The 19,496-nt window shown below is 71.5% G+C and carries 14 protein-coding genes and 2 pseudogenes; 11 read left to right on the top strand and 5 right to left on the bottom strand.

The window, feature by feature from the left end:
* A complete protein-coding gene (locus ACFY0P_RS11765; protein WP_388910181.1) occupies positions 1 to 1,134 on the top strand; it encodes a sensor histidine kinase in 1,134 nt (377 codons plus the stop codon).
* On the opposite strand, the gene ACFY0P_RS11770 is transcribed toward ACFY0P_RS11765, so the two are convergent.
* On the bottom strand, positions 1,122 to 4,115 hold the full coding sequence (locus ACFY0P_RS11770; protein ID WP_388910184.1) for a bifunctional [glutamine synthetase] adenylyltransferase/[glutamine synthetase]-adenylyl-L-tyrosine phosphorylase: 2,994 nt from the start codon (positions 4,113 to 4,115) through the stop codon (positions 1,122 to 1,124). The genes ACFY0P_RS11765 and ACFY0P_RS11770 overlap by 13 nt on opposite strands.
* On the opposite strand from ACFY0P_RS11770, the pseudogene ACFY0P_RS11775 reads away from it, so the two are divergent.
* The 6 genes and pseudogenes from ACFY0P_RS11775 to ACFY0P_RS11800 all read left to right on the top strand — a co-directional run.
* Positions 4,114 to 4,422: pseudogene (locus ACFY0P_RS11775) on the top strand (pyridoxamine 5'-phosphate oxidase family protein); the annotation flags it as partial. The gene ACFY0P_RS11770 and the pseudogene ACFY0P_RS11775 sit on opposite strands and share 2 nt — an antisense overlap.
* 261 nt (positions 4,423 to 4,683) lie before the next feature.
* Complete coding sequence (locus ACFY0P_RS11780; protein ID WP_388911425.1) at positions 4,684 to 5,583, top strand: alkaline phosphatase family protein; 900 nt, start codon at positions 4,684 to 4,686, stop codon at positions 5,581 to 5,583.
* A 1-nt stretch (position 5,584) separates the two neighbouring features.
* Positions 5,585 to 6,856: an MFS transporter gene (locus ACFY0P_RS11785; protein WP_388910187.1), complete on the top strand. Its 1,272-nt coding sequence runs from the start codon at positions 5,585 to 5,587 to the stop codon at positions 6,854 to 6,856.
* 28 nt (positions 6,857 to 6,884) lie between these two features.
* On the top strand, positions 6,885 to 7,904 hold the full coding sequence (locus ACFY0P_RS11790) for a TolB family protein (RefSeq protein WP_388910190.1): 1,020 nt from the start codon (positions 6,885 to 6,887) through the stop codon (positions 7,902 to 7,904).
* 30 nt (positions 7,905 to 7,934) lie between these two features.
* A pseudogene (locus tag ACFY0P_RS11795) lies at positions 7,935 to 8,603 on the top strand (serine/threonine-protein phosphatase); the annotation flags it as partial.
* A 133-nt stretch (positions 8,604 to 8,736) separates the two neighbouring features.
* Complete coding sequence (locus tag ACFY0P_RS11800; RefSeq protein WP_388910193.1) at positions 8,737 to 9,162, top strand: PP2C family protein-serine/threonine phosphatase; 426 nt, start codon at positions 8,737 to 8,739, stop codon at positions 9,160 to 9,162.
* 36 nt (positions 9,163 to 9,198) lie between these two features.
* On the opposite strand, the gene glnA is transcribed toward ACFY0P_RS11800, so the two are convergent.
* The gene (gene glnA / locus ACFY0P_RS11805; RefSeq protein WP_089101251.1) at positions 9,199 to 10,560 is read right to left on the bottom strand and encodes a type I glutamate--ammonia ligase; all 1,362 of its coding nucleotides are present in this window, start codon (positions 10,558 to 10,560) and stop codon (positions 9,199 to 9,201) included.
* A 329-nt stretch (positions 10,561 to 10,889) separates the two neighbouring features.
* On the opposite strand from glnA, the gene ACFY0P_RS11810 reads away from it, so the two are divergent.
* Positions 10,890 to 12,059, top strand: a complete 1,170-nt coding sequence (locus ACFY0P_RS11810) for a globin domain-containing protein (protein ID WP_388910196.1) — start codon at positions 10,890 to 10,892, stop codon at positions 12,057 to 12,059.
* A 74-nt stretch (positions 12,060 to 12,133) separates the two neighbouring features.
* Here ACFY0P_RS11810 and ACFY0P_RS11815 read toward each other — a convergent pair whose 3' ends face one another.
* Together ACFY0P_RS11815 and ACFY0P_RS11820 are read right to left on the bottom strand one after the other, a co-directional pair.
* Positions 12,134 to 12,658: a hypothetical protein gene (locus ACFY0P_RS11815; RefSeq protein WP_388910199.1), complete on the bottom strand. Its 525-nt coding sequence runs from the start codon at positions 12,656 to 12,658 to the stop codon at positions 12,134 to 12,136.
* A 277-nt stretch (positions 12,659 to 12,935) separates the two neighbouring features.
* Positions 12,936 to 13,379, bottom strand: a complete 444-nt coding sequence (locus tag ACFY0P_RS11820) for an Rrf2 family transcriptional regulator (RefSeq protein ID WP_388910202.1) — start codon at positions 13,377 to 13,379, stop codon at positions 12,936 to 12,938.
* 169 nt (positions 13,380 to 13,548) lie between these two features.
* Between ACFY0P_RS11820 and ACFY0P_RS11825 the strand changes: the two genes are divergently transcribed.
* The 3 genes from ACFY0P_RS11825 to ACFY0P_RS11835 all read left to right on the top strand — a co-directional run bounded on the left by ACFY0P_RS11825 (position 13,549) and on the right by ACFY0P_RS11835 (position 17,116).
* A complete protein-coding gene (locus ACFY0P_RS11825; RefSeq protein WP_388910205.1) occupies positions 13,549 to 14,220 on the top strand; it encodes a DUF3105 domain-containing protein in 672 nt (223 codons plus the stop codon).
* 1 nt (position 14,221) lies between these two features.
* Entirely contained in the window at positions 14,222 to 14,857 is a 636-nt protein-coding gene (locus ACFY0P_RS11830) for a DUF305 domain-containing protein (RefSeq protein WP_388910208.1), read from the top strand.
* Between the two features lie 336 nt (positions 14,858 to 15,193).
* Positions 15,194 to 17,116: a protease pro-enzyme activation domain-containing protein gene (locus ACFY0P_RS11835; RefSeq protein ID WP_388911428.1), complete on the top strand. Its 1,923-nt coding sequence runs from the start codon at positions 15,194 to 15,196 to the stop codon at positions 17,114 to 17,116.
* A 509-nt stretch (positions 17,117 to 17,625) separates the two neighbouring features.
* Here ACFY0P_RS11835 and ACFY0P_RS11840 read toward each other — a convergent pair.
* The gene (locus ACFY0P_RS11840) at positions 17,626 to 19,371 is read right to left on the bottom strand and encodes a S8 family serine peptidase (RefSeq protein ID WP_388910211.1); all 1,746 of its coding nucleotides are present in this window, start codon (positions 19,369 to 19,371) and stop codon (positions 17,626 to 17,628) included.
* Positions 19,372 to 19,496: the final 125 nt, after the last annotated feature.

Raw genomic sequence — 19,496 nt, forward strand, 5'->3', positions numbered from 1 at the left:
GTGAACAGACGCCCCGACCTCAGCGCCCGACTGAAGCTCACGATCAGCTACGCCGGCTTCCTCCTCGTCGCCGGCGTCCTCCTGCTGGCCGTGATGTGGGTGTTCGTGCTGCGCTGGCTGCCGAACGACGACGCGAGGTCCATCCAGAAGACGTTCGGCGCCGTGATCATCATCGGGCCCAGACGCTCCGACCTGCTGCGCGGCTTCGCCCCGGCCGCCGCCACGGCACTGGCCTTCCTCCTCGTCTTCGGCCTGCTGGGCGGATGGATCCTCGCCGGCCGGATGCTCGCGCCGCTCACCCGGATCGCGTCCGCGGCGCGGATGGCCTCGAACGGCTCGCTCTCCCACCGGATCCGCATGACGGGCCCCAGGGACGAGTTCCGCGAACTCGCCGACGCCTTCGACACCATGCTCGAACGACTCGAATCCCACGTCGCCGAACAGCAGAGGTTCGCCGCCAACGCCTCCCACGAACTGCGCACGCCGCTGGCCGTCTCCCGGACGCTCCTCGACGCCGCCCGCAACGACCCCACGCGGGACCAGGACGAACTCATCGAACGCCTGCGCACCGTCAACACGCGGGCGATCGACCTCACCGAGGCCCTCCTGCTGCTCAGCCGCGCCGACGGCCGGAGCTTCGCCCGCGAGCCCGTCGACCTCTCCCTCGTCGCCGAGGAGGCCGCCGAGACGCTGCTGCCCCTCGCCGAGAAGCGCGGGATCGCGCTCGACGTCACCGGCGGGACAGCCCATGCCGTCGGCTCCGCGGCGCTCATCCTGCGGATGGTGACGAACCTGGTCCAGAACGCCCTCGTCCACAACCTCCCCGCCGGCGGCACCGTGACGGTCCACACCGAACGGCAGCACGGCGCGAGCGTGCTGCGGGTCGAGAACACGGGCCGTCCGCTCCCGCCGGAACTGGTGCCGACCCTCACCGAACCCTTCCAGCGCGGAGCGGAACGCGTGCGCACCGACGAGCACGCCGGCGTCGGCCTCGGGCTGGCCATCGTGCACAGCGTCGTCCGGGCGCACGACGGCACCCTCGACCTCGTGCCCCGCCCCGCCGGGGGCCTCCTCGTCACCGTCCGGCTTCCCGCCCCCTGCGGAACGGCCGCCAAGCCCCGTCAGGCCCCGTAGAAGAGCTCCTCCACGACGGCCCGGGCCCTGCGCGTGGTACGCCGGTACGCGTCGAGCATGTCCCCGGCGTGCCCGTCCCCGTACCCCAGGTACCGCCCCACGGCGGCCAGCTCCCGGCTCTCGGTGGGGAACGTGTCGCCGGCCCGCCCCCGCACCAGCATCACGGCGTTGCGCACCCGTGTCGCCAGCACCCAGGCCTCGTCGAGTATCGCGGCCTCCTCGGTCCCCAGCAGCCCGGCCGCCTGCGCCGCGGCCAGCGCCTGACGGGTCCGGGTGGTGCGCAGCCCGGGCTCGGCCCAGCCGTGCCGCAGCTGCAGCAGCTGCACGGTCCACTCCACGTCGGACAGTCCGCCCGGCCCCAGCTTGGTGTGCAGCTTCGGGTCGGCGCCGCGCGGCAGCCGCTCGGACTCCATCCGGGCCTTCAGCCGCCGGATCTCGCGCACCGCGTCCTCACCGAGCCCCTCCGCCGGATACCGCAGCGGGTCGACCAGCTCGATGAACCTGCGCCCCAGCTCCTCGTCCCCGGCGACCGGTTCGGCGCGCAGCAGGGCGTGCGACTCCCACACCAGCGACCAGCGGCGGTAGTACGCCTCGTAGGACTTGAGCGTCCGCACCAGCGGCCCGGACTTGCCCTCGGGGCGCAGGTCCGCGTCGATGAGCAACGGCGGGTCGGCGCTGGGGATCTGGAGCAGCCTGCGCATCTCGGCGACGACCTTGTTGGCCGCGTCGGCGGCCTCCCGCTCGGCCACGCCGTCCCGCGGCTCGTGCACGAAGACGACGTCGGCGTCGGAGCCGTAGCCCAGCTCGTGGCCCCCGAACCGGCCCATGCCGATCATGGCGAACCGGGTCGGCAGGGTGTCCCCCCAGCCGTCCCGTACCACCGCGCGCAGGGTCCCCGCCAGCGTCGCCGCCGTCAGGTCGGAGACCGCGCCGCCCACCCGGTCGACCAGGGCGCCCTGGTCGGCCTCGACGGGCTTGGTCTCGGTGCCGTAGGAGTCCACGATGTCGGCGGCGGCCGTACGGAACAGCTCGCGGCGGCGCACGCCGCGCGCCGCCCGCACCCCGTCCTCGGCGTTGTCGGCGCGGCCGACGGCGGCGAGGATCTCCTGCTCCAGCTGGGCGCGGCCGCGCGGCTCCAGGCCTCCCCCGTCGCCGTCGCCCAGCAGGGCCACCGCCTCCGGGGCGCGCATCAGCAGGTCGGGGGCGAGGCGGCCGGCGGACAGCACGCGCGCGAGGTTCTCGGCGGCGGCGCCCTCGTCCCTGAGCAACCGCAGGTACCAGGGTGTCTTGCCGAGGGCGTCGGAGACCTTGCGGAAGTTCAGCAGGCCCGCGTCCGGGTCGGCGGAGTCGGCGAACCAGCCCAGCAGGACGGGCAGCAGGGTGCGCTGGATGGCGGCCTTGCGGGTGACGCCGGAGGCGAGGGCCTCCAGGTGGCGCAGGGCGGCGGCGGGGTCGGCGTAGCCGAGCGCCTCAAGACGTTCCCGGGCGGCTTCCGCACTCAACCTGGCCTCGCCCGGGGCGAGTTGGGCGACGGCGTCGAGCAGCGGGCGGTAGAAGAGCTTCTCGTGCAGGCGCCGTACGACGCCGGTGTGCTGCCTCCACTCACGGATCAGCTCGGTCACCGGGTCGGTGCGCAGGCCGAGCGAGCGGCCGAGGCGGCGCAGGTCGGCCTCGTCCTCGGGGACCAGGTGGGTGCGGCGCAGCCGGTAGAGCTGGATGCGGTGCTCCATGGAGCGCAGGAAGCGGTAGGCGTCGTCGAGCTGGACGGCGTCGGCGCGGCCCACGTAGCCGCCGGCGGCGAGGGCCTGGAGGGCGTCGAGGGTGGTGCCGGAGCGCAGCGAGGCGTCGGCGCGGCCGTGCACCAACTGGAGGAGCTGGACGGCGAACTCGACGTCGCGCAGACCACCGGGGCCGAGTTTCAGCTCGCGGTCGAGCTCGGCGACGGGGATGTTCTCCACCACGCGGCGGCGCATCTTCTGCACGTCGGCGACGAAGTTCTCGCGCTCGGCGGCCTTCCAGACCAGGGGTTCGAGCGCGGCGACGTACTCCTGCCCGAGGTCGAGGTCGCCGGCGACCGGGCGGGCCTTGAGCAGGGCCTGGAACTCCCAGGTCTTGGCCCAGCGCTGGTAGTAGGCGAGGTGGCTGCTGAGGGTGCGCACGAGGGGGCCGTTGCGGCCCTCGGGGCGGAGGTTGGCGTCGACGGGCCAGATCGACCCCTCCACGGTGGTCTCGGAGCAGATCCGCATCATGTGCGAGGCGAGCTTGGTGGCGGACCGCAGCGCCTTGGCCTCGTCGGCGCCGTCCGCGGCCTCGCCGACGAAGATGACGTCGACGTCGGAGACGTAGTTCAGCTCGTGACCGCCGCACTTGCCCATGGCGATCACCGCGAGCCGGCAGGCGGCGGCGTCCCCGGGCGCGGCGGCCTCGGCGAGGCCGAGGGCGGCGCGCAGGGTGGCGGTGGCCAGGTCGGCGAGCTCGGCGGCGGTCTGGGCGACGTCCGTGGTGCCGCACACGTCCCGGGCGGCGATGGACAGCAGGCAGCGCCGGTAGGCGACGCGCAGGGAGACCGGGTCGACGGCCTCGGCGAGCCCGCGTTCGAACTCCGCGAGGCCCGGGTGCAGGTCGCGAGGCTCGTAGGTGACCAGGGCCTCCCAGTCGCGCGGGTGCCGGGCGAGATGGTCGGCGAGGGCGGCGGAGGCGCCGAGGACGCCCAGCAGACGGTCCCGCAGCGGCTTGGCGGCTATCAGGGTGTCGAGCAGCTCCTGGCGGGCGGTGGGTCCTGGCTGTGCCTCCAGGAGCCGTACCAGACCGTGCAGGGCGAGGTCGGGGTCGGCGGTGGCGCCCAGGGCTTCGAGGAGCACCGGGTCGTCGCGTACGGCGGCCAGCTCGACGCTGTCCAGCAGCCGCTCGGCGGCCGAGGCATCGGTGAAGCCGTGCCGCAGCAGTCGCGTGAAGGTACTGCTCCTGCGCCCCGGCGTCATGTGCGGCCTCCCCTTGGGATCACGATCATGCTGGCCAGACGAGCCTAACCGCAGAGCCCGGCACCGGCGCCGACGAGTTTCACGCGGGATCGTGGTCCGTACGGGCGGACGACCACGGGAGGCGCCATGCGTGAACCCCAGGGCGTACTGGACGGCCCGGTACGGCAGCGAGGGCACCTCGGCCCACCACTGGTCGGAGACGGAGAAGGTCCTGACGGAGTCCGGGCTGTCCTGGATCTCGACGGTACGCCCGGACGGCCGCCCGCACGTCACTCCCCTGCTCGCGGTGTGGCACGACGGCGCCCTGCACTTCGGCACCGGCCCCGGCGGGTACTTCCGGCACGGGCCGGGACGGGTCCTGGTCCTCGCGGTGCGGCCGCGCAGGGCCCTCGGCTTCGGCAAGGGCGAGCCGCTGGTCCAGACGAAGTGGAGCAGTCCACCAGGGCCAGTAGTTCACCCGCTCTTCATCCCCCTGGCCGGGTCCGGTGGGACAGGGGATTATTGGCGTGTGCATGCTCAGTCCGCACCGCCACCCCCGCCCCTCCCTTCCCCAGTACCGGAGGTTGATGTGTCCGGCAGTTCCGCACGTTCCGGGAAGCTGCGCCGTGCCCGTACGGCGGTGGCCTCCGCCACCGCCTTCACCGCGGCCGCGGTCGGCCTGTGGACCGGGCTCGGCGGCACGTCCGCGCACGCCGCGAGTGCCGTACCGACCCCGGACCACGTGATCGTCGTGGTCTTCGAGAACCACGCCTACAGCCAGGTCATCGGCTCGTCCAGCGCCCCGTACATCAACTCGCTGGCCACCGGCGGCGCCAACCTGACCCAGATGTACGCCGAGACCCACCCGAGCCAGCCCAACTACTTCGCCCTGTTCTCCGGCTCCACCCAGGGCATCACCGACGACAGCTGCTACACCCCGGGCTTCTCCTCGGCGGCCAACCTGGCCTCCGAGCAGCTCGCGGCCGGCCGCACCTGGGCCAGCTACAACGAGAGCCTGCCCAGCCAGGGCTCGACCACGTGCAGCAGCGGCAACTACGCGCGCAAGCACAACCCGTGGTTCGGCTTCAGCAACGTGCCGACCTCGACCGCAAAGACGTTCGCCCAGTTCCCGACCGACTACTCGACCCTCCCCCAGCTGTCCTTCGTGACCCCCAACCTGTGCAGCGACATGCACGACTGCTCGGTGTCCACCGGTGACACCTGGCTGAAGAACAACCTGGGCGCGTACGCCACCTGGGCCAAGACCCACAACAGCCTCCTCGTCGTCACCATGGACGAGGACAACCGCCTGGCCGGCAACCGCATCCCGACGGTCCTGTACGGCCAGCCGGTCACGGCGGGCTCGACCTCGTCCACCACGTACGACCACTACGACCTGCTGCGCACCCTGGAGGACAGCCAGGGCCTGAGCGCACACGCCGGCAACGCGGCGTCCTCGTCCGACATCACCGGGATCTGGGCGTCCTGACGTGTACGTAGCGGACAGCCGCGCGAGCACTCCGACGACGGCGTCCGTGGAAGGTACCGCCCGGCCCGAAACGGCCGGGCGGTACCGCACCACGATCGCGCCCACCGTCCTCGCCCTCGGCACGGTCAGCCTGGTCACGGACGTGTCCTCCGAGATGGTCACGGCGGTCCTCCCGCTGTACCTGGTGGCGGGCCTCGGCCTGTCCCCGCTGGGCTTCGGCCTCCTCGACGGCGTCTACAACGGCTTCTCGGCCGTCGTACGCCTGGTAGGCGGCCACCTGGCCGACCGCGGCGGCGGCCGCCACAAGTGGGTGGCGGGCGCGGGCTACGCCCTCTCGGCCCTGTGCAAACCCCTGCTGCTGGTGGCGCATTCACTGACGCCCATCGGCCTGATCCTGGCGGCGGACCGCACGGGCAAGGGCCTGCGCACGGCCCCCCGCGACGCCCTGATCTCGCTCTCCTCCACCCCGGAGACGCGGGGCCGCGCCTTCGGCGTGCACCGCGCCATGGACACGGCGGGCGCCCTGCTCGGCCCCCTGGCCGCGTTCCTCATCCTCCGGGCGACCGTGGACGGCTACGACGCGGTGTTCACGGTGAGCTTCTGCGTGGCGGTGCTGGGCGTGCTGATCCTGGTCCTGTTCGTACCGGGCGGCCGTGCCGAAGCGACCGCTCCCGGCGAGCGCCCCACCCTGCGCGCGGCACTCGGCCTCCTGTCCCACCGCGACCTGCGCCGCATCACCGTCTGCGCCCTCCTCCTCGGCCTCGCGACGGTGAGCGACTCCTTCGTCTACCTGCTGCTGCAACGCCGGCTCGGCGTCCCGGACCGCTGGTTCGCCCTTCTCCCCCTCGGCACGGCTGCCGCGTTCCTCCTCCTGGCCGTCCCCCTGGGCCGCCTGGCCGACCGCTGGGGCCGCTGGCACGTCTTCCTGACCGGCCACGCGGCCCTGCTGCTCGCGTACGCGCTGCTGCTGACGTCCTGGCACGGCACCGCCCTCCCCTACGCGGTGCTGGCCCTGCACGGCGCGTTCTACGCGGCGACCGACGGCGTCCTGATGGCGGCCGCGTCCGACAGCGTCCCCGAGGCGCTGCGCTCGTCGGGCCTGGCCCTCGTCCAGACGGGTCAGGCGGGGGCGCGTTTCGCCTGCTCACTGGGGTTCGGGGCGGCGTGGACGCTGTGGGGCGACCGTACGGCGCTGAGCGTGTCGGCGGTGGCCCTGGCGGTGTGCGCGGCATACGCCCTCACCCTCCGCCCCCTCCGGAAGGCCGCCGCATGACCCTCCGCTCCCTCCGGAAGGCCGCCGCATGACCCTCCGCTCCCGCCTCCTGATCCTCCTCTCGGCGCTCGCGGTCCTGGCCGCCGTGGCCCTGGCCGCCGTCCTGCACGCCTCCGCCCGGGCGGAGCGGCGCGACCACACCCAGGCCGGCGGCCCGAAGGTCACCCCGGGGACGGTGACGCTGACGGCCCCCGGCCGCATGGTCTTCCGCAACATGGCGTGGGGCCCGCACCGCGACGAGCTGACCACGGTCCCCGCCGCCGCCCCCGCCGGCCCCCGTACCGCCTCCGGCGTGAAATGTCTGCGCTTCTACGCCGCCGCGGGCACCGGCGTCTGCCTCCAGGCGGTCCACGGCCCGGTCTCGGACACGTACCGGGCCCTGATCCTGGACGCCCACCTGAAGGAACGTGCCCACTACGACGTCCCGGGCATCCCGTCCCGCGCCCGCGTCTCCCCCACCGGCCACTACGCGGCCTGGACCGCGTTCGTGGGCGGCGACTCCTACGCGGGCACGAACTTCTCGACCCGCACGGCGATCGCCGACACCCGCACCGGCGCCCTGATCCCCTCCCTGGAGGAGTTCCACATCGTCAGGGACGGCCGTCCCTACCGGTCCTCGGACGTCAACTTCTGGGGCGTGACGTTCGCGTCCGACGACAACACCTTCTACGCGACCCTGGCGACGAAGGGCTCGACCTACCTGGTCCGGGGCGACCTGCGCACCCGCACGGTCACCACCCTCCACCCGAACGTGGAATGCCCGTCCCTCTCCCCCGACGGCACCCGCATCGCGTACAAGAAGCGGGTGAAGGGCCTCCCGAAGGACGCGCCCTGGCGCCTCTACGTCCTCGACCTCCGGACGATGCGCGAGACCCCGCTCGCCGAGACCCGCAGCGTGGACGACCAGGCGGTGTGGAAGGACGCCCACACGGTCGTGTACGCGCTGCCGGGCGACTACGGGGCTGACCTCTACCAGGTCCCGGCGGACGGCACCGGGAAGGCGCGGCGGATCAGCGTCTCGGCGGTGTCGCCGGCGTACGTGGGCTGACCCCGGCAGGGAATGCCGGGAATGGGCGGCATGTCACCATGGGTTGGTGGGTGCAGGACGAGCAGCAGACGAGCACCGGAGCACGACGTGAGCGCTGCCACGATCACGGCATCCGTGGTCGACACCCTGCGAGCATGGCGCCGTTGCGCGCCGGGGCCTCGGTGGCTGGCCGGACCCCTCCTGCTGATCATCGCGATCCCGGTGGCCGACCGGTTCCTGCCGCCGGACATCCACCTCGCCCACCTCCTGGTCGTCGCCGTGGCGGTCACCGCGGTCCGCAACGGGCCGCGCGCCACCGCGCTGATCGGGTCGCTGGCGGTCCTCGCACTGGTCTTCGCCGGCCTGGAGCGGCAGACCCTGGCCACGGAGAGCGTCCTCGTCGAACTCGCCGCCCTCCTCGCCGTCTGCGTCTTCCTCGTCCTCTTCACCCGGCTGCGGGACAGCCGCGAACGGGAACTCCTCCGGGCGCGCCGGGTGTCCGACGCGGCGCAGCGGGTCGTACTGCGGCCGTTGCCGAAGCAGGCCGGACCCGTCACTCTCGCCTCGCACTACCGCAGCGCCGAAGCGGACGCGACGATCGGCGGCGACCTGTACGCCGCCGCCCGGATCCCCGGCGCCACGCGGCTGCTCATCGGGGACGTCCGGGGCAAGGGGCTCCCCTCGATCAGCGACACAGCGATCGTGCTGGGCGCCTTCCGCGCCGCCGCACACCGCCGGATCCCGCTGCCGGAACTGGTCGCCTACATCGAGGACGCCGTCCGGTGGGGACTCACTCTCCGAGTTCTCGGAGCCGAACGAGGACGCCGCCGAGCGCTTCGTGACCGCCGCCGTCATGGACATCCCAGACGACGAGCCCGTGGTGCGTCTGATCAGCTGCGGTCACCCTCCGCCCCTTCTGCTGCGGGGCCCCGCCAGGACGGCGCTGGCACTGACGGTCCCCGAACCGTCGCCCCCGCTCGGCCTCGGCGTGTGGCCCGCCGACGCGCACGGCACGGACAGCGCAGCCGGCTGCTACGCACCGGCGACCTTCCCGTTCGAGCACGGCGACAGACTGCTCCTGTACACGGACGGCGTCAGCGAGGCCCGGAACGCGGACGGCGACTTCTACCCGCTCGCCGAGCGCGCCACGGCCTGGGCGGACAAGGCGCCCGGCCCGCTCGTCGAACGGCTCGCCGCGGACGTCCGGGCGTACGCGGGCGGCCGGCTGAACGACGACCTGGCCATGATCGTCCTCCAGCGCGACCGGACGGCGTCCTGACGAGCGGGAAAGCCCCGGCCCGCGGCCGTTGTGCGCCTACAGCACCGGCAGGTTCTTCCGCAGCTCGAACGCGGTCACCTCGCTGCGGTACTCCTCCCACTCCTGGCGCTTGTTGCGCAGGAAGAAGTCGAAGACGTGTTCGCCGAGGGTGTCGGCGACCAGGTCGCTGTTCTCCATCAGGGTGAGGGCCTCGCCGAGGTTCTGCGGGAGCGGTTCGATGCCCATGGCGCGGCGCTCGGCGTTGGAGAGGGCCCAGACGTCGTCCTCGGCGCCCGGCGGGAGCTCGTAGCCCTCCTCGATGCCCTTGAGGCCGGCGGCCAGCAGGACGGCGTAGGCCAGGTACGGGTTGGCGCCGGAGTCGATGGAGCGGACCTCGACGCGCGCGGAGCCGGTCTTGCCGGGCTTGTACATCGGGACGCGGACGAGGGCGCTGCGGTTGTTGTGGCCCCAGCAGATGTAGGACGGGGCCTCGCCGCCCGCGCCGGCCGTGCGCTCGGAGCCGCCCCAGATGCGCTTGTAGGAGTTCACCCACTGGTTGGTGACCGCGGCGATCTCGGCGGCGTGCTTCAGCAGGCCCGCGATGAAGGAACGGCCCACCTTGGAGAGCTGGAACTCCGCGCCCGACTCGTAGAACGCGTTGCGGTCGCCCTCGAAGAGGGAGAGGTGGGTGTGCATGCCGGAGCCGGGGTGCTCGGAGAACGGCTTCGGCATGAAGGTCGCCTGCACCCCCTGCTCCAGCGCCACCTGCTTCATGACGAGGCGGAACGTCATGATGTTGTCGGCCGTGGAGAGCGCGTCGGCGTAGCGCAGGTCGATCTCCTGCTGGCCGGGGGCGCCCTCGTGGTGGGAGAACTCGACCGAGATGCCCATCGACTCCAGCATGGTGATCGCCTGGCGGCGGAAGTCCATGCCGACGTTGGTGGGCGTGTGGTCGAAGTAGCCGGAGTTGTCGGCCGGGGTGGGGCGGGAGCCGTCCAGCGGGCGGTCCTTCAGGAGGAAGAACTCGATCTCCGGGTGGGTGTAGAAGGTGAAGCCCAGGTCGGAGGTGCGGGCCAGGGCCCGCTTCAGGACGTACCGGGGGTCCGCGAAGGACGGGGAGCCGTCCGGCATGAGGATGTCGCAGAACATGCGGGCCGTGCCGGGGGTCTCCGCGCGCCACGGGAGGACCTGGAAGGTGGACGGGTCCGGCTTGGCGATCATGTCGGACTCGTAGACGCGGGCGAAGCCCTCGATGGCGGAGCCGTCGAAGCCGATGCCCTCGTCGAAGGCCTGCTCGAGCTCGGCCGGGGCCACGGCGACCGACTTGAGGAAGCCCAGCACGTCCGTGAACCACAGGCGTACGAACCGGATGTCGCGCTCCTCCAAGGTCCGGAGCACGAACTCCTGCTGCTTGTCCATCTTCCGCTTCCCCATCCTTGCTGGTCAGGCCGCCTGCTCCCGGTCCCTCAGGAGGCGGTCGGGCACCTGAGCATCACACCACAACAGCATTTCATGCGCGTTGCGCACCTTGATCGCCCGAGCGACCTCGGCCTGAACGGCTCTCGTACGGCAGGTGTCCTGCCTTGCCGCCCATCTTGCCTGCTCGCACCGACATCCGTAATGGCCGATTCGGTTTCCCGGCCGTCAGGCAGGTGACGGACGCCACGGACTTTAAATTTGAATCTCAGATGCAAGTTTTAATAGCGTGCGGAGCACCGAGCCGTTCGGCCGAGCCACAAGGAGCCCCGATGCTGTCCGAGCCGTCCGCCGCCACCGTCCGCGCCACCCTGCCCGCCGTCGGCGAGGCCATCGGCGAGATCACCGAGCGCTTCTACGCCCGCCCCTTCGCCGCCCACCCCGAGTTGCTGAGGAACCTCTTCAACCGCGGCAACCAGGCCGCCGGCACCCAGCGGCAGGCCCTCGCCGGCTCCATCGCCGCGTTCGCCACGCATCTGCTGGACCACCCGGACCGGCGACCCGACGCCCTGCTGAGCCGCATCGCCCACAAGCACGCCTCCCTGGGCGTCACGCGCGAGCAGTACGACGTCGTCCACGAGCACCTCTTCGCCGCCATCGCCGAGGTGCTCGGCGAGGCCGTCACCCCCGAGGTCGCGGCCGCCTGGGACGAGGTCTACTGGCTGATGGCGAACGCGCTCGTCGCGATCGAGAAGCGGCTGTGCGAGGAGAGCGGCGGCCTCCGGGGGCTGCGGCCGTGGGAGGTCGTCGAGCGGGTGACGGAGACCGCGGACGTCGTGACCTTCCGGGTGCGCCCCGTGGACGACGGGACGGCGGTGCGCGGGTTCCGCGCCGGGCAGTACGTCTCCGTGGGCGTCACCCTCCCCGACGGCGCCCGCCAGATACGCCAGTACAGCCTCTCCGGCGCGCCGGGCGAGTCGGTCCGCCAGTTCAGCGTCAAGCGTGACGGCGAGGTCTCCCGTCACCTGCACGCGCGCGTGCGCGAGGGCGACGTCCTCGAACTGTCGGAGCCGTTCGGCGACCTCGTGCTCGACGGCACCGCCGGCCGCCCGCTCCTGCTCGCCTCCGCCGGCATCGGCGTGACCCCGATGGTGGCGATGCTGGCCGCACTCGCGGCCGACGGCCACTCGGCCCCGGTGACCGTCGTACACGGCGACCGTTCCCCCGCCGACCACGCCCTGCGCGCCGACCACGAGACCTGTGCGGCGAAGCTGCCGGACGCCACCGTGCGCTTCTTCTACGAGCGGGACGGGGAGCCGGGTACCCGCAGCGGCCTGGTCGACCTCGCCGACGTCCCGGTACACCCCGGCACGCGCGCGTACCTGTGCGGACCGCTCCCCTTCATGCGCGCGGTACGCGGCCAGCTGATCGAGAAGGGCGTGGCTCCGGCGGACATCCACTACGAGGTGTTCGGCCCGGACCTGTGGCTGGCGGCGGCCTGAGCACCCCTGCCACCACCGAGAGGGGCCGGTCCCTCCCCGAGGAGGAGACCGGCCCCCGCGTCGGGCGGACGGGATCAGCTCAGGCCGAGGTCCGCCAGCGCGGTCGTCCAGTCCGTGACGATCGCGTCCTGGGCGTCGGAGAGGGTGACGGTACCGGCGCAGACGGCCTTCTTGAGCTTGTTCTCGACGGTGTCCTTGTTGGCGGCGGTCTTGGTGCCGTACTCCGGTTCGGGCCAGAGGTTGAGCTCACTCTTGGGGGCGCCGCCGAGTTCGAGGGGGACGAAGTGGTCCTCCTCGTAGTCCGAGGTGCTGGTGTCCGTGTAGCCGTACTCGACGATCTGCTTCTTCTTCAGCGCGGTCGTGTAGGAGCTGGAGGGCCGGACGGTCGCGGTCCACCCGGAGACACAGATGGTGGAGTCGATGGTGGACTGGGTGACGTCCGGGTTGAAGTCGCCGGGCTGGCAGCTGGGGTCGGGGAGGGGGAGGTAGTCCTGGCTGCAGCTCTGCGCGTGCGCGGTGCCGGTGGCGACCGTGAGCCCGGCGGCGGCGAGGGCGAGGGAGGAGAGGGTGGTGACCAGGGAGCGGGATATTCGGGGCATGGGGGATCTCCCGGTGGGGTGCCCGGCAGGAATTCCGGGCGGTCGTGGGCATGACAGCACCGGGATCATCTATGCGGGTAGAGCCCTTTGTCGGTAGCGGAGATCCCTTTGTTGAATGTTTGAACACAGCGGGACCTATGGAGGGCAAGTCATGGCCCGCGCTTGGTTGTCGGCATCGCACGCCGACCGGGTGGCACTACACCACCCCCGGCCCCTCGGGGATCTGGACCGCCCCCGGCCCCTCGGGGATCTGGACCGCCCCCGGCCCCTCGGGGACCTAGACCGCCCCCGGCCCCTTGGAGATACCGAGCAGCAACGCCCCCGTCGGCTCCGCCACGATGTCCGTCACCGTCACGGGGTCCAGCGCCGCGAAGAACGCCTCCTGGGCGCGGCGCAGGGCACCCCGCAGGCGGCACCCGGAGTTCAGCGGGCAGGGTGTCGCACCCTCGCAGTCCACCACGTCGCCGTCGCCCTCGAAGGCACGCACCAGCGCCCCCACCGAGGCGGTACGGCCCCTCTCGGTCAGCGTGAGCCCGCCGCCCCGGCCGCGCCGGGCGTCGACCAGCCCCAGGTGCTGCAGTTCGGCGACCACTTTCGCGGCGTGCGTGTACGGCACGTCCATGTCCGCGGCGACCTCGCGGGTCGTGGGGCTGGCGTCGCCCGCGACGGCGAGCCGCATCAGGAGGCGTAGAGCCAGGTCGGTGGAGCGCAGCAGCCGCATACCGGTCAGGGTAGGTAATACGCATCCGTCATTCAAATTATCGGTTTCCTGTCGGATCCCGGGTCTTTACAGGACTTTCCTGTGCCCTGCCTACGGCTGACCCCATCTCCCCCATTACGATCAGCGAGCCCCACCGTCCACGTCTCTTTCCCCCAGAAGGACACATTCCATGGGTTCCGCGAAGAAGAGCAGCAACGCCGAGCGCAAGGCGCGCATAGAGGAGATGCGGCGGGCGGAGCGTGCCCGCGAGCGCCGCAACCGGATCCTCACCATCGCCGCCAGCACGGTGGTCGTGGCCGGTCTCGTCGTCGGCGGTGTGGTGCTCGTCAACTCGCAGTCGGGCAAGAGCGACAGCGCGAGCGACGCGAAGGGCGACTCCGGGGACTCCGGGCACTTCGTCAATGGCAGCGACGGCGTGCGCACCTGGACGGGCAAGCTGTCCCGCACCCACGTCGCGGGGACGGTCAAGTACCCGATGCACCCGCCGGTCGGCGGCAACCACAACCCCGTGTGGCTGAACTGCAACGGCAACGTCTACACCAAGGCCGTGAAGGACGAGAACGCCGTGCACGCCCTGGAGCACGGCGCGGTCTGGGTGACGTACACCGACAAGGCGAAGAAGTCCGACGTGGACACGCTGGCGGCGAAGGTGAAACAGACGCCGTACTCGCTGATGAGCCCGTACGCGGACCAGACCTCGCCGATCGAGCTGTCGGCGTGGGGGCACCAGCTGAGCGTGACGAGCGCGGACGACCCGAAGGTCGCCAAGTTCTTCGAGACGTACGTGCAGGGCAAGCAGACCCCGGAGCCGGGGGCCTCCTGCACCGGCGGGACGATGTGACGTGAGGAAGCACATCGGCTGGGTCGCCGGCACGACGGCCGCGGTGCTCGTCGCGGCCGGCGCGATCACCTACGCGGTCGCCGAGGACGGCGACGGCGGTGGTGGCGGCCCGGAGGTCCCGAGCGCGGACGGTGCGGACGCCGGGTTCGCGCGGGACATGGCGGTCCATCACCAGCAGGCCGTGGAGATGTCGTACATCATCCGCGACCGCACGAAGAACACGGAAGTACGGCGGCTCGCCTACGACATCGCACAGACGCAGGCCAACCAGCGCGGCATGCTGCTGGGCTGGCTGACCCTGTGGGAGCTGCCGAAGGTGTCGGCGAAGCCGCCGATGTCCTGGATGGGCATGGGCGACATGCCCGAGCGCGGGGACGGTTCGCTGATGCCGGGCATGGCGACCGACACCGAGCTGAAGAAGCTGGGGACCCTGAACGGCAGGCAGGCGGAGATCTTCTACCTCCAGCTGATGACGGACCATCACAAGGGCGGCATCCACATGGCCGAGGGGTGCGTGGCCAAGTGCACCGTCGCGGTGGAGAAGAGCCTCGCGCAGGGCATGGTGGACGCGCAGCAGTCGGAGCTGACGACGATGAAGCAGATGCTGAAGGAGCGGGGCGCGAAGCCGCGCGACTGAACATCCTTGCAAGCCGCCTTACAAGACGGGGGATTTGTCGACTTAACGGCACCGCAAGTATTCAACAACAATCGCAACCGATCTGTAATGTTCTGCGCGCCGCCGAAAGTGGACCAAAAGCCCCTAATCAACGCCCACTTGGGACTTCCTTGGGCTTCTCATTCCCCTGGCATGAACTGTTCACCGCAAGAGTGACGTCCACCGTGTGATCCATTCACGGGCCGTTCCGCCGCAGGCCTCCTGGTGACCACGGACGACCGACCACTCCATGCGTCGAACCGCATAGCAGGGGGCAGTATGAGATCCAACCGTGCCAAGGTGCGGGCCAGCGTGAGCATGGCAGCGACACTGCCGATGATCGCCGGCGCGCTCGCACTCGGCATACCCGCGGCGCACGCCGCGGACAGCCCGGCCCGTGACACCCTGAAGGGCACCAAGCCCACCTGGGCGACGGCCAAGGCGGACAAGGGCGCCACCTCGAACAGCGCCACGGTCAAGGCCCGGGTCTACCTGGCCGGCCAGGACGCCAAGGGCCTCGCGGCCTACGCGAAGGCGGTGTCCGACCCCAGCTCGCCGCTGTACGGCAAGTACCTCAGCGCCAAGCAGGTACAGGCCCGCTATGGCGCCACCAAGGCCCAGGTGAAGGCCGTCAAGTCCTGGCTGACCGCGTCCGGCCTGACGGTCACCGAGGTCACGCAGCACTACATCGCCGTCTCCGGCGACGTGTCCGCCGCCGAGAAGGCGTTCGGCACGCAGCTGCACAACTTCGCCAAGGGCTCGAAGACCTACCGCGCCCCGGCGCAGACCGCGTCGGTACCGGCGGCCGTCAGCAGCTCCGTCCTGACCGTCACCGGCCTGGACAACGCGCCGCACACGGCGAGCCACGACGACACGCTGCCGCCCCCGGACTCCGTGTTCAAGAACTCCGGGCCGTTCTCGTCGTACTACGGCTCGAACATCGCGACCACGCTGCCGGACGCGTACGGCACCAAGATCCCGTACGCGATCAAGGGCTACACCGGCAAGCAGTTGCGCGCGGCCTACGGCGCCGGCAAGTACACCGGCAAGCACGTGCGCGTCGCGATCACCGACGCGTACGCCTCGCCGACCATCGCCTTCGACGCCGGCACCTACGCCAAGAAGAACGGCGACCAGGCCTGGAAGACCAGCCAGCTGCACCAGGTGCTGCCGGACACCTACACCAAGACCGACGAGTGCCAGGCCGCCGGCTGGTACGGCGAGGAGACTCTGGACGTCGAGGCCGTGCACGCGGTCGCGCCGGACGCCGACGTCACCTACGTGGGCGCCGCCTCCTGCTACGACGACGATCTGCTGGACTCGCTCAGCAAGGTGGTGGACAACCATCTCGCCGACATCGTCTCCAACTCGTGGGGCGACATCGAGGCCAACCAGACCCCGGACCTCGCGGCCGCCTACGACCAGGTCTTCCAGCTGGGCGCGGTGCAGGGCATCGGCTTCTACTTCTCCTCCGGTGACAACGGCGACGAGGTCGCCAACACCAAGACGAAGCAGGTCGACACCCCGGCCAACTCCGCCTGGGTGACGGCGGTCGGCGGTACCTCGCTCGCCGTCGGCAAGGGCGACAAGTACCTGTGGGAGACCGGCTGGGGCACCGAGAAGGCCTTGCTGTCGGCCGACGGCAAGAGCTGGACCAACTTCCCCGGCGCGTTCACCTCGGGCGCGGGCGGCGGCACCAGCAAGACGGTGAACGAGCCGTACTACCAGAAGGGCGTCGTCCCGGACTCCCTCGCGAAGGCCAACAGCAGCACCGGCAACCGCGTGGTCCCGGACATCTCGGCGATCGCCGACCCGAACACCGGCTTCCTCGTCGGCCAGACGCAGACCCAGGCGGACGGCACCGAGGCGTACAGCGAGTACCGCATCGGCGGCACCTCGCTGGCCGCGCCGACCATCGCGGCGGTCCAGGCACTCGCCCAGGAGGCGGCCGGCGGCAAGGCGATCGGCTTCGCCAACCCGTCGATCTACGCCAAGTACGGCGAGAAGGGCGTCTTCCACGACGTCACCGACAAGCCGACCGGCAAGGACCTCGCGGTCGCCCGCGTCGACTTCGCCAACGGCTACGACAACACGAACGGCCTGCTGACCTCTGTCCGCAGCCTCGGCAAGGACAGCTCGCTGTCCGCGGTCAAGGGCTACGACGACGTCACCGGCGTCGGCAGCCCGGCGAACGGCTACGTCGCGTCGTACAAGCCGGCGAAGGCACACCGCAAGCACTGACCCGCTGCGCGGCTCGGCCGACGAAGGGGCGTGAGGTCTTTCCAGACCTCACGCCCCTTTGTGCTGCGCCTGTCCGAGGGAGGCGACGAACGGCGCCCACGCGGCGGCCGGGAGGAGGAGGGCGGGACCGTGGGGGCCGTTTTGACGTCAGTCATCCGGTCCTTTGCGAGAAATCCCCGTCGCGGCTCTCGCCGCACGCAACAGCAGGCCGGTATCGAGGACGATGAGACGATGAAGAAGACCGACCGGTCCCCGTTCCGCTCGGCCACTTCACGAACGGTCGATTCGCGTGGTCGCACCTGAACGCCGACCCTGGTGCGCCCAGAGGCCGTTCATGTGCGCGTACGCCGACAGGTCGTCGTGGGAGCCGCTGATCGGCCGACTCGCCGAGCGGAGGGGCGTGGGGTCCTGGTCCTGGTGACCTCACCCCCTCCGCATGACGACGAGCGGAAGGCTTTCGCCCTGGCCGGAGTGCCCGGAGTATCCGGCTCACGGGCCGTGAGCGGGAGCTACCCGGTCATGGACGGGGCGAAGGGAGACAGGGCCGGGCCGAGCTGGGTGCCGTGGGCCAGGCCGAGGGCGGCAAGGGCGTCGGGCACGCCGCACCCGGTACGGGCCGCGTCCAGTGTTCCCGGTGCGGCGAGGGGGCGGCAGCTGGCGGCGAGAATCCCGAAGAGGTGCTGCACGCGGCCCGGCCCCCGGGGCAGCGATTGGCCGTGGAAGTCCTCGTGGTGGGCCAGTACGAGCGCGGCCAGGCCCGCGATGTGGGCGGACGCGGTGCCGGTGCCGTCGAGGGCGGTGTAGCCGCCGTCCGGGGAACAGGACAGAACCGAGACGCCGGGGGCGGCCGCGTTCACTCCGGGACCGTGGCAGCTGAACGGCGCGGCGAACAGCCCCTCCGGGCTCAACTGCGGCCCGATGTGGGTGGCGTGGGAGGTGTCGGGCGGGTAGGTGCCGAGGGCTCCCAGGGCGCCCACGGCGAAGACGGTGGGCAGGGAGGCGGGGAAGGAGACCGGTCCGCCGCTGTCGCCGACCGGAGCGATGCAGGCGATGCCCGCCGCGGTGGCATCGGCGAGTTTGCGGGAGACCAGCGCCGAGGGGTACGGGGACGCCACCTGGATGTGGGCGATGTCGACCTCGTGCTCCACGCAGTGGTCCAGGGCTGCGATCAGGTCGCTGAAGTGGCCGTCGGGCATGATCTCGAAGACCTCGAGTTCGGCGTCGACGGCGATGCCGATGACACCCTTGCCCGTGTCCGCCCCGACGATGATGCCTGCCGCGTGGGTGCCGGTGCCGACCGGATCGTGGGCCCAGCCCTCCTTCGTGCCGCGCACGAGGTCGACGCCGGATCGCACCCGTTGCTTCAGGTCGGGGTGGTCGACGCCGACGCCCGTACCGATGACGGCGATCTTGGTGCCGAAGGCACGGAACGTGGGGGGCAGCCGGTCCAGCCTCATGGCCTGCTGACCCCAGCCGTAACTCTGCCGCTGTTCCAGTTCCGGGTAGACCTTGGACAGCGGGGTGAGGGTGACCAGGTTGTCCTGGGTCGCCGAGAGTTCGGGGCGGTGGATCCAGCGGTCCGTGTAGCCGCCCGCGGGCCGGACGTACAGTGCCTGCACGGACTGCGCGGTCTCCGTCGCCAGCGTGAGGGCGACCCTCCCGTCGGGGCCGGTGACACCCTGGCTCGGCCATGCCGCCCCGATCAGGAACACCCCCGCACCGGCCAGGGGTTCGCCCTCCGGACCGCAGACACTGATCGAGACCTGCAGGGGCTCCGCCAGCGGCATGACCAGCCCCGGGTCGCGCACCGGCAGCAACCCCGCGGCCGGCATGGCGACGGGTACGGCCGTGGACAGCGGCAGATCCGGCTCGATGTGCACATGCAGCGACCGCATCGCCGGTACCTGGGCTTCGGCGGCCTCGACGACCACGAGTTCGGGGCAGGAGGGCTGCACTCCGGCCGACTGCAGTTTGTCCGACGGGGTGAGTCTGCGGACCACCGTGACCTCGGGCATCCGCTCCAGGTGGTCGCACACCGCGTCCATGCCGAGTTCGGGCACTCCCATGGGCAGCAGCTGCTGCGGCAGCGGGGTCACCATGTAGCGCGACCGGCGCGGCTGCACCGCGATCGGCGACGGTCCGCCCTTCCTGCGCGGCGCCGTTCTTTCCTCGGGGCCCGGCCCGCCGGCCCCCGCGCCCTCGGATTCGCTCTGGCGGCTGCTCCTGGGCTTGCTTCCGGGCCTGTCCTTGACCATTACATCCACCTCAACCATGCCTACGTGGGTTTCTGCGCTTCTGATCCGTACGACGGGCGGCTCGTGCCTTCCGTGGCTGTGCGGTGTGCCCGGGAACCGGTCCCGGGCACACCGCACAGGTCACC

Source organism: Streptomyces sp. NPDC001714, assembly GCF_042892755.1.
Lineage (GTDB): Bacteria > Actinomycetota > Actinomycetes > Streptomycetales > Streptomycetaceae > Streptomyces.